Source organism: Phenylobacterium sp. (assembly GCF_036963605.1).
Classification (GTDB): domain Bacteria; phylum Pseudomonadota; class Alphaproteobacteria; order Caulobacterales; family Caulobacteraceae; genus Phenylobacterium.
Map to the genome: position 1 here is coordinate 1 of NZ_JBALUY010000104.1, position 9,481 is coordinate 9,481.

8 protein-coding genes and 1 pseudogene are annotated in these 9,481 nt (G+C 69.3%); 4 read left to right on the top strand and 5 right to left on the bottom strand.

The genetic code is table 11. The features are described 5' to 3' along the window. Both V7702_RS15480 and V7702_RS15485 read right to left on the bottom strand, forming a co-directional pair. A partial coding sequence (locus V7702_RS15480) for a CaiB/BaiF CoA transferase family protein (RefSeq protein ID WP_335650978.1) occupies positions 1 to 1,093 on the bottom strand: 1,093 nt, incomplete at its 3' end. A 123-nt stretch (positions 1,094 to 1,216) separates the two neighbouring features. Continuing rightward, positions 1,217 to 3,016 carry an ATP-binding protein gene (locus V7702_RS15485; RefSeq protein WP_335650979.1) on the bottom strand — a complete coding sequence of 600 codons (1,800 nt, stop codon included), beginning with the start codon at positions 3,014 to 3,016 and terminating at the stop codon, positions 1,217 to 1,219. A 162-nt stretch (positions 3,017 to 3,178) separates the two neighbouring features. Between V7702_RS15485 and V7702_RS15490 the strand changes: the two genes are divergently transcribed. Further along, positions 3,179 to 4,318, top strand: coding sequence for a DUF2336 domain-containing protein (locus V7702_RS15490; RefSeq protein ID WP_335650980.1), 1,140 nt, complete (start codon positions 3,179 to 3,181; stop codon positions 4,316 to 4,318). A 46-nt stretch (positions 4,319 to 4,364) separates the two neighbouring features. Then, positions 4,365 to 5,150: an NUDIX hydrolase gene (locus tag V7702_RS15495; RefSeq protein ID WP_335650981.1), complete on the top strand. Its 786-nt coding sequence runs from the start codon at positions 4,365 to 4,367 to the stop codon at positions 5,148 to 5,150. 4 nt (positions 5,151 to 5,154) lie between these two features. On the opposite strand, the gene V7702_RS15500 is transcribed toward V7702_RS15495, so the two are convergent. From V7702_RS15500 to V7702_RS15510, 3 genes are all read right to left on the bottom strand, one after another. Beyond that, entirely contained in the window at positions 5,155 to 5,646 is a 492-nt protein-coding gene (locus V7702_RS15500; RefSeq protein WP_442958426.1) for an Hpt domain-containing protein, read from the bottom strand. Between the two features lie 62 nt (positions 5,647 to 5,708). After that, positions 5,709 to 6,491, bottom strand: coding sequence for an NAD kinase (locus V7702_RS15505; RefSeq protein ID WP_304711901.1), 783 nt, complete (start codon positions 6,489 to 6,491; stop codon positions 5,709 to 5,711). Between the two features lie 57 nt (positions 6,492 to 6,548). After that, positions 6,549 to 7,676: a DUF2336 domain-containing protein gene (locus V7702_RS15510; protein WP_335650983.1), complete on the bottom strand. Its 1,128-nt coding sequence runs from the start codon at positions 7,674 to 7,676 to the stop codon at positions 6,549 to 6,551. Between the two features lie 125 nt (positions 7,677 to 7,801). Between V7702_RS15510 and glpK the strand changes: the two genes are divergently transcribed. Both glpK and V7702_RS15520 read left to right on the top strand, forming a co-directional pair. Then, positions 7,802 to 9,298, top strand: coding sequence for a glycerol kinase GlpK (glpK, locus tag V7702_RS15515; protein WP_335650984.1), 1,497 nt, complete (start codon positions 7,802 to 7,804; stop codon positions 9,296 to 9,298). Between the two features lie 76 nt (positions 9,299 to 9,374). Then, positions 9,375 to 9,481: pseudogene (locus V7702_RS15520) on the top strand (class II aldolase); the annotation flags it as partial.

Consider the following 9,481-nt stretch of genomic DNA (forward strand, 5'->3'; position numbering starts at 1 on the left):
GCCGGCGCGATGCTTCGACCCCCGGAAACTGGGCCGGAGCGGCGGGCGAATCGCCGAAGCCCCCGCGGCCATCCTCGACCTCCACCAGGGCGCCGGCGGCGCGCACCTGAGGATCGGCGGCCACCTCGGCCGGGGTCTGGACCGGCGCCCAGACGAGATCGGCCGCGTCGAGGCGGGCGGTGATCTCGTCCCAGTCCAGGGCGCTGAATGCAGCGTCGAACTCGGCCGTCAGGGCTGTGGTGTTCTCCTTGCGTAGCCGCCCGCTGACGAAGCGCGGATCCTCCTGCAACTCCGGCCGGCCGGCGGCCCTGGTCATCGCCGCCCAGTCCGCCGAACCGCCCCGGGGATTGGTGACGAACCAGCGGCCCTCCCGGCTTTGGAAGAAGTTGGCCAGGGGGTTCAGCGGCTCGCGGCGGGACCGGTTGGACGACAACCGCCCGAACCGCAATTGAACGGCGAGATCCGAGCCGACCGTATAGACGCCGGTGGCCAGCAGGGAAGTCTGCACCATCCGTCCGACGCCGGTCTGCTCCCGCTCGTAAAGCGCCGCCAGAATGGCCGAGGTGGTGGCCAGCGAGGTGATGTGGTCGCCAAAGCCGGTGCGCAGCAGGAAGGGATCGTCCCCCTTGGGCGTGGTCATCCGCGCCACCCCGGCCCGGGACCAGAAGGCGGTGACGTCGAAGCCCGGCTTGTGGGCGTCCGGCCCTTCCATCCCATATCCGGTGACCAAGGCGTAGATCAGCCGGGGATTGGCGCCCCGCAGGCTGGCCTCGTCCAGGCCCGCCCGCTTGAGGGAGGCTGGCCGCACATTTGTGAGGAAGACGTCCGCCCCGGCCGCCAGCTTGGCGACGGCGTCCCGCCCCTCTGGCTTGGAGATGTCGAGCACCACCGAGCGCTTGCCGCGGTTGTCCATCTCGAAGGTCGGATTGGCCCCCAGGTCACTCTTGGCGTCGGCGAAGACGTGACGCATGTCATCGCCGCCGGGGCGCTCGATCTTGATCACCTCGGCGCCCCAGTCACCGAGGATGCCGGCCGCGCCGGGCGCAGCGATATAGGTGGCGAACTCCACCACCTTCAGACCCTTGAGTATCACTGAACTTCGTCCTCCGCCCTGGCCGCGCCTTGTTCGGCGCCGGTCCGCTTGGTTCCATAGTGACCGGGGCGGGCGAGGGGGGAAAGGCGGAGCTTGCCCCTGCCGCGGGGTCAAGCCGTGGGATCAGGCGACCCTGCGTCCGGCAGCCAGGCGACGGGGGGCTGAAGTGGCGTCGGCCACGGCCCGGGCGACGGCGGTCACGCTGACCGGCTTGCGCAGGACGGCGTCAGCGCCGGCCTCCGTGCAGGCCTGGGCCTCGTCGGCGTCCCCCCCGATCACCGCGATGATCGGCAGGTGGGCGGCCGGTCCCTCGAGGGCGCGGATCGCGGCGGTGGCCTCCGGGCCGTCCAGGCCGGGCATCCGGCCGTCGATGAGCGCCAGATCGAAGTCGCAGACCTTGGCCAGGTCCACCGCCCGGCGGCCGTCCTGGGCATGGACCACCTGGTGGCCCAGCTGTTCGAGCACGGCGCGCATCATGGCGGCGTTCAGGCTGTCATCCTCGGCCATCAGGATGCGCAGCTTGCGACCCTCGGCAGGGTCATCCGTGGCGTCCTGGACGATCAGATCGATCTGCGGCGCGGCGTCCCGGTCGAAGGGCAGCTCCAGGCGGAAGCAGCTGCCGACCCCTGGCGCGCTGCTCGCCTTCAGCTCGCCCTGCATGAGCCGGGCGAGTTGCCGCGACAGGGAAAGGCCAAGACCTGCGCCAGGCACGCCGGCGCTGGTGCGTTCCACCCTGAGGAAGGCCTCGAAGGCCCGGTCCAGCTCCTCGGGCGAGAGGCCAGGGCCGGTATCGGCGATCTCTATGGCCAACCGCCCGGATTCTGTCAGCTCCAGCCGCGCCTCGACGCGGCCCCGAACCGTGAACTTGATGGCGTTGCCGAGCAGATTGGCCAGGATCTGGCGCAGCCGGGTCGGGTCCGCCATCGCCGCGCCGACCCGGCCGTCCAGTTCCGGCGCAACGAACACGTCGAGCTCCAGGCCCTTGGCTGCGGCATGGGGGCGGTTCAGCAGGACCAGATCGCGCACCAGGCCCGCGGCGTCGATTGGCCGGATGTCGATCGCCAGTCGCCCGGCCTCGGCGGTCTCGGAATCTAGGGTGGTGTTGAGCACGCCGATCAGGTCGCTGACGGCGTCCAACGCCGCCGAGAGCTGATCCCGCGAGGGGGCCGCGCGGCCATTGCGCCCGGCGGCGGCGGCCAGCACATGGGCGACGCCGGTCAGGCCGTTACGGATCTCGTGGCTGAGGGTCGCCACCAGGTCGGATTTTGAGCGGGCCAGGCGGCTGGCCTCCTCGACCTTGCCGGCCCGATCGGCGATCAGCTCCTCCCGCTCGGCCGCCATGGCGAACTGGCGGCGGAGAATGCGGTTGAGGATCAGGGCCAGGGCGAAGGCCAGCGCCACGCCACCCCAGGCGAGACTTGCGGCGCTCTGGCTTTGAGGCGTGGCGAACAGGGCGATCAGCGGACCGGCCGCGGCGGCGGCGCCGACGATCAGCAGACTCGGCAGCCAGGGGGCGGTGAAGAAGATGCAGACCACCGAGGCGGCGGTCGCCATCAGCAGCAGGGCTTCGCGCATCGGCCCGGCATTGTCGGCGAAGGCGGCGATCTGGGCCACGCAGCCGGCCCAGACCAGGCCCGTGACCACATGAACCCGGCCGCGCTTCACAAGGTCTTGGGCGGCGGGCGTACGCAGCCAGCCGACCGCGGCGTAGGTGGCGGCGCAGGCGATGGCGAACAGGGCGAAGCTGACCGTCATCCAGGCTGCGTTCGGAGCGAAGGAGCCGGCCCAGACGAAGATCGGCAGGCTGACCAGAAAGGCCACCAGGGCATAGGGCAGCAGCGCCGTCTGGGCGTCCAGGGCCTGAAGCGTCAGCGACGTTGCGCCACGGGGGGCGAACCGCACAGAATCGGCTTTGGATGACACAGGCTTATCCTTTGCGGCGACGCCCGCGAAGGTAGCGGCTCAGGGTTGGCGGGACGTTACGCGATAGCGTTAATCCACAGGCGACTGCGAAACCGTCCGTTAAGCCTAACCAATCATTGTCGCCGAACGGGATGGAAGTCTCGACGGAGGGGGACGGGTCCTATGACGACCACGCGGGCGGCGCTGACCGAGGATGACATCCGCACCCTGGTGAAGGGCGCGACCCCCGACGAGCGCGCCCTGGTCGCCCACAAGCTTTGCCGCCGCATCGACACCCTGCCGCTGACACCTGAGGAACAGGCGCTGGCGCAGGATATTCTACGGGTCATGGCGGCCGACGCCGCCGAACTGGTGCGCCGCGCCCTGGCGGTCACGCTCAAAAGTTCGCCGCTCATCCCGCACGACGTGGCCCTGACCCTGGCCCGGGATGTGGAAAGCGTCTGCCAGCCGATCCTGAGCTTCTCGCCCGTCTTCACCGACGAGGAACTGGCCGAAATTGTTCGGCTGGGAGGCCCCGTGCGCCAGGTGGCCATCGCAAAACGCCCGCGTCTTTCGCGCCGGGTCACTGACGTGCTGGTGGAAACCGGGGCCGAGCGGGCGGTCGAAGTGGCCTGCGCCAACGATAACGCCGATTTCGCCGACGCCACACTGATGAACGTCCTGGCGCGGTTCGAGCGGTCCGAGCGCGTCCTGGCCGCAGTGGCCTATCGCCAGACCCTCCCCCTGGCGGTGACCGAGAAGCTGATCGACATGGTCGGCGATCAGGTCCGCGACCACCTGCTGACCCACCATCCGGTGTCGCCCGAACTGGCCCTGCAGATCGCCACCGGCGCCAAGGAGCGCGCCACCCTCGACCTGGTGGACCAGGCCGGCCGCTCGGCCGACCTGAAGGCCTTCGTGGCCCATCTCCATCGCAACGAGCGTCTGACCGCCTCCCTGCTTCTGCGAGGGCTGGCGCATGGCCACATGGCCTTCTTCGAGTGGGGGCTGGCCGAGCTCGCCGGCGTGCCCCACCACCGCACCTGGCTGATGATCCACGACGCCGGGCCTCTGGGCCTCAAGGCCATCTACGAGCGGGCGGGATTGCCAGCGCGCCTGCTGCCGGCCTTCCGCGCCGGCGTCGACACCTTCCACGCCATGGAGTTCGAGGGCGGCACCCGCGATCGTGACAAGTTCCAGAAGAAGATGCTCGAACGCTTCCTGACTCAACCCCATGTGGGCGCCCGGGATGACGCCGACTATCTCCTCGACCGCATGGATCGTCTCGCCGACAAGGCCGCCCTGACGCTGCAGACCGCCTGACCAGCTTTTCCTTGGCGAATGGGCCGGCTGGCTCCAGATTTCGCCCATGAGCACGCCAACCGACGGCGGCGAGATCCGGCCGGCCTCCACCCTTCTTCTGCTGCGCGACGACCCCACCTTCGAAGTGCTGATGGTCGAGCGCCATCATCAGATCGACTTCGCCTCCGGCGCCCTGGTCTTTCCGGGCGGCAAGTCCCATCCGGGCGATCATGAGGACGCTTGGGCCGATCACGTCTCCGGCTGGTCGGCTCACGATGGAGAGCAGAGGGGCCTGCGGATCGCCGCCATTCGGGAAGTGTTCGAAGAAGCCGGCCTGTTGCTCGCCACGCGTCGTGATGGCGGCCCGCTTGAGATCGAGCCTGCGCCGCTGGAGCTTCGCCAATCGGTCGATCGGGGTGAGACCCCGTTCCTTGACGTGGTGCGGGCGGCCGGCGCGCGGCTCGACCTTTCAGCCCTGACCGTCTTCGCCCGCTGGATCACCCCGCCGGTGACGCCCAAGCGGTTCGACACCTGGTTCTATGCCGCCCACGCCCCGACGGGGCAGCTGGCGGTGTGCGATGGACGGGAGACAGTGGACGCCTGCTGGCTTTCACCTCAGGCGGCCCTGGAGGCCGGAGCGCGGGGGGAGCGGAAGCTGGTCTTTCCGACCCGCATGAATCTGGGCCGCCTGGCGACCTCGGCCAGCGCTGCGGCGGCCATCGCCACGGCCCGGGCTCGGCCCCTGGTCGCGGTGCAGCCGGAAATTCACAGAGGTCCCGAGGGCGCGCGGCTGGTCTTGCCGGAAAGCGCCGGCTATGGCGCGGTCAGCGAGCCTTTCGTCCCGGGGATGTAGTCGCTCAGACGAGGCCCGAGGCGGCGACCCGACGCTCGAGCTCTTCCACCAGGATCTTGCCCACCGGGTGGTCGTCTGTCTTGATCCCGTCGCGGACGGCGGCCTTGACCCCGTCGATATGGGCGTCGATCAGGACCATCGGCGCCTGCATGCGCTTGTCCTTGTCGTCGATCAGCTTGCAGAGCGAGGCGGCCATGCGGGTGATCAGCGGAAACTCGTAGGTGGTCCCCAGGCCCTTCAGGTCGTGGGCGCGCAGGTAGAGGGCCTCGAGCGTTTCGGCCGTGGCGCCTTCGGTCCTCACCTGCTGGCGGGCGGCTTCGAGCTTGGTGACCTCGTCCTGAAGCCAGGCGCCAAAATTGCCCGACAGGCTTTTCAGAGCCGCTTCGGCCTTGGCGATCGCGCTGGCGTCGACAGCGCCGAACCGGCCGCCGACCTTGAGGCGAAGCGTATTGGGGACCTGGATCACCTGACCCGTATTCTGCTCACTCACGGCCATCTCCTCGGGGACGCACGACCCAACCGTAGTGAGCGAATCTTAACAACGAATGAGACGTGCCGTCAGGCGGAAAACTGCTCGGCCAGGACGCGTTCCTCCAGGCTGCGCCCGGCGTCGAACAACATGGTCAGGCTGATGTCCCGGTTCTCGGCCACATGCACCTCGACCACGTCGCGCACTTCGAAGTTGTCGGCCACGGCGCTGACCGGCCGCTTGTCGGCCTCGAGAATCTCAAACGTGACGCGGGCGGCGTGGGACAGCAGCGCCCCGCGCCAGCGGCGGGGGCGGAAGGCGCTGATCGGCGTCAGGGCCATGACCTTGGCGTCCAGGGGAATGATCGGGCCATGGGCCGAGAGATTGTAGGCCGTCGAGCCGGCCGGGGTGGCCACCAGAGCCCCGTCACAGGACAGCTCGTTCAGCCGAACCTTGCCATCCACCGAGATGCGCAGCTTGGCCGTCTGCCGCGTCTGGCGCAGCAGGGAGACCTCATTGATCGCCAGGGCGCGGTGCTGGCGGCGGCGGGCGTCCACCGCCACCATGCTCAAGGGGTGGATCAACGCCCGCTCGGCGGCGTTGATCCGGTCGAGCAGGCCATCGGCGCTGTACTCGTTCATCAGGAAGCCGACCGAGCCGCGGTTCATCCCATAGATCGGCTTGGGCGCGCCCATATTGCCGTGCAGGGTCTCCAGCATGAAGCCGTCGCCGCCGAGGGCGACGATCACCTGGGCCTGATCCTGTGGGACCTGGCCATAGCGCGCCGTCAGGTCCTTCAGCGCGTCCTGCGCCTCGGGGCGGTCGCTGGCGGCGAAGGCCACCCGGGTCACGAAGGGTTCGGCTTTGAACATGGGCGTGCAAAAGCCGGCAGGGCAGGCGCCTTGTCAAACGCCGATCGCATCCCTGCGTCAGGCTGGGCGCGAACTCATGGTCTGGCGGAAGGCCGCTGCGGCCAGGTCGGGCGCGAAAGGACCAAAGGCGGCCAGGGCGCGCCGGGCGCCTTCGGGGCCGCCGCCAGGCCTGTTGTCGTTCAGGTCGCGGACCAGTTCCAGGATCGTGGGAAAGGCGCTGCGGTCGATGCTCACCGCTGCGCAGGCCAGGGCCAGATGTTCGGGCTGTTCGCTGTCCATCGCCTGGCGCAGCATGTCCAAGGGAAAATCGCCGAGGGTCGACAGGACGCCGACGAACAGGGAAAGCTTGCCTTCGCGCAGGGCGCGCAACAGGTAGCCCGGCCGTAGTTGGCCGGCCGCCACCAGCTTGCTGATCAGGCGCTTTTCCATCTCCTCGCGTTCGTCATCCTTTTGCCAGACAATGGCGTCGCCGTTCTCGACGATAGCGCCGGCATGGGCGTCGCCGACCGCCTGGCCGAGGGCGGCGTCCAGGGCTTCGGTGTCGAGGCGAAAGCGCAGGGTGAGGGCCTGGCGCAGGGCCTGGCCGACCCAGGCATAGAGTTCCTGGGCCAGATCCTCGGTCAGCTCAGCGCGCCGGGTCAGCGGCGAGCGCAGCGCCGCCACCCGACGCGACGCCTTGACCAGCAGGGCCATGTCGTCCGGGCCGAGCGCGGTCTGGGTGTTGCCCGACAGGGCGGTGAGAACAGCCGGCTCGGCCTGCCGCAGGATGGCGGCGACCACAGGCGCGCCGAGGCCTGGGCGCCGGGCGACTTCGATCTGGTGTTCGACCGTGGCTTCGATGAGCAGGCGGATCAGGTCATGATCCTGAAGGATCGGGCTGGCGGCGATGATCGGTCGGGCGATTTCGATATCGTCCAGGGCCAGGACATTGATCAGGGCGATGGGCGCCCAGTCGACGCCGGCCAGCTTTTCGGCGAGACGCTTGCGAATGTCCCGCTCGGCTTCCACCACCAGGCTCATGAAGATGGAATTCAGCAGGTCCTGGACGGCTGGCGCAGACATGATCTGGCCGCTCTCGGCGACGTCGCACAGATCCACCACGGCCAGAAGCAGCCGTTCACGATCCCCGGGCGTTCGGCTCTTGGCCAGACTCAGGATCTCTTCGGTCCTCGCGAGCGCGCTCAAGGCGACCTCCGGCTACGAGTCGTTCGTTGGGGCGAATCTGATGGCTGCAAATGAAAACATGCTTAAACCGGCGCCAACCAAATCGCTGCAGTTTCAGCAGACAGTGACGTGAGGAGCAGATCGATATGGCCCACCCCCTGATCCTGGCCCTGGACCAGGGCACCACCAGCACCCGGGCTATTCTCTTCGATCTGGCAGGTCAGGCCTTAGGGGAGGCGTCCCGCCCCCTGGCTCAACACTATCCGGCCGATGGCTGGGTGGAGCACGACGCCGAGGAAATCTATGAGGCCGCAGTAATGGTGATGGCCGAGGCCGTGGCCAACGCCGGCGCCGAAATGGCCCAGGTCGCCGCCATCGGCATCACGAACCAGCGGGAAACCGTCGTGCTGTGGGACCGGGCCACCGGCGCCCCCGTCCACCGGGCCATCGTCTGGCAGGATCGTCGCACCGCAGGCCTGTGCGAGGCCCTGCGTCGCCAGGGCGCCGAGACCCACGTGACCGAGGTCACCGGGCTGCTGATCGATCCGTACTTCACCGGCACCAAGCTCGCCTGGATGCTGGACCATGTGCCGGACGCCCGCGAGCGGGCCGAGGCCGGAGAACTGCTGGCCGGGACCATCGATTCCTGGCTGATCTGGAAGCTGACCGGCGGCAAGGCGCACGTCACCGACGCCACCAACGCCTCGCGCACCCTGCTGTTCGATATCCGCGCCCAGGCCTGGTCCGAGGCCATGCTCGACCTGTTCAAGGTCCCCCGGGCGATCTTGCCGGAGGTGCGCGACAGCGCCGGCCTGTTTGGCGAGACCGACGCCGGCCTGCTGGGCCGCGCCATCCCGATCTGCGGCGTCGCCGGCGACCAGCAGGCGGCGCTGATGGGGCAGGGGTGCGTGGCGCCGGGCCAGATGAAGGCCACCTACGGCACCGGCTGTTTCCTGCTGGTGAACACGGGTGAGGCCGCCCCGGTCTCCCAGGCCCGCCTGCTGACCACCGTCGCCGCCCGGATAGACGGGCGCACCACCTATGCGCTGGAAGGCGCCATCTTCATCGCCGGGGCGGCCATCCAGTGGCTGGTGGAGGGGCTTGGCGTGGACTCTCCAGCCGCGGCCGAGGCCCTGGCCCGCAAGGCGCGGCCCGACCACGGCGTGGTGCTGGTCCCTGCCTTCACGGGGCTTGGAGCGCCCTGGTGGGACGCCGAGGCCCGCGGGTCCTTAAGCGGCCTGACCCGGGACGCCGGCCTGCCTGAGATCGCCGCGGCGGCCTATGACGCCAGCGCCTATCAGACCGCCGACCTGATCGAGGCCATGGCCTCCGACGCCCCGGAAGCCTTTGGCGAAGGCTCAGAACTGCGGATCGACGGCGGCATGTCCCGCAGCCCCTGGTTCGCCCAGCGGCTGGCCGATCTCACCGGCCAGCGGGTCGCCCGGGCCAGCTACGAGGAGACCACCGCCCTGGGCGCGGCGCTCTTCGCCGGTCTCGGGGCCGGTCTCTATCCCGATGTCGAGGCCGCCGCCGCGGCTCGGCCGACCACCGAGCCTTCGACCCCAGCCCTGGATCCTGACCAGCGCCAAGCTGGCCAGGCCCGCTGGCGCGACGCCGTGCGGCGGGTTCTCGGCCATGGTTGAACACCCTCGCCCTTGACGATCGCCGGCTTGAGGGGGACTCTTAAGGGACAGAACAAGAACTCGAAGGGAGGCCGCCATGGCCGACGGATCTGCTGGCGTGATGTCGCTGCAAGGCAAGGTGTCCACCGAGGAGTGGCAGGCCCGGGTGGAGCTGGCCGCGCTCTATCGGCTGGTGGCCCTGCA

Excerpts from the sequence above, each read along its gene's own strand:
- V7702_RS15490 (WP_335650980.1), top strand. The coding sequence starts at position 3,179 with ATGACGACCACGCGGGCGGCGCTGACCGAGGATGACATCCGCACCCTG.
- V7702_RS15495 (WP_335650981.1), top strand. The coding sequence starts at position 4,365 with ATGAGCACGCCAACCGACGGCGGCGAGATCCGGCCGGCCTCCACCCTT.
- V7702_RS15500 (WP_442958426.1), bottom strand. The coding sequence starts at position 5,646 with ATGGCCGTGAGTGAGCAGAATACGGGTCAGGTGATCCAGGTCCCCAAT.
- V7702_RS15505 (WP_304711901.1), bottom strand. The coding sequence starts at position 6,491 with ATGTTCAAAGCCGAACCCTTCGTGACCCGGGTGGCCTTCGCCGCCAGC.
- glpK (WP_335650984.1), top strand. The coding sequence starts at position 7,802 with ATGGCCCACCCCCTGATCCTGGCCCTGGACCAGGGCACCACCAGCACC.